Here is a 533-nt window from a genome sequence, read left to right on the forward strand (position 1 = left end):
GCCTTATCCTTTTAATAATGCAGCAGAACTACTAGAACAATGTCGTCAGTATGATTTGAGTATCAGCGAATTGGTACTGGCCAATGAATGCCACTTTCATGACAAAGAAGAAGTATTTGCCTACCTAGATAGCATTTGGGAGGTTATGCAAGATTGCGTTAAGCAAGGCTGTGAGAATGGTGGTATTTTGCCAGGCGGCTTGGATGTCAAACGCCGTGCACAAGATTTGCATATGCAACTGTCTGCGGAAAAAGACCAACCTATCACCAAAACTGATAAATTAGCCGCTATGGATTGGGTAGATTTATACGCACTCGCCGTCAATGAAGAAAACGCCAATGGCGGCAAAGTCGTGACCGCACCCACCAATGGCGCAGCAGGTATCATTCCTGCAGTATTGCACTACTATCGTGATTTTTTACCTAACTATAGCCAAGATGGTGTCCGCAAGTTTTTATTGAACGCCACCGCTATCGGTAGCCTAATCAAGCAAAACGCCTCAATCTCTGGTGCTGAAGTCGGCTGCCAAGGCG

General features: G+C 45.6%; 1 protein-coding gene. It reads left to right on the forward strand.

Going from position 1 to position 533, the window contains the following annotated elements; genetic code table 11:
• Window positions 1–533, forward strand: a 533-nt coding sequence (locus tag ACS8FC_RS20555; RefSeq protein ID WP_439298145.1) for an L-serine ammonia-lyase, iron-sulfur-dependent, subunit alpha, incomplete at both ends; no start/stop codon positions are given.

It is taken from the genome of Psychrobacter sp. 1Y4, assembly GCF_051847555.1.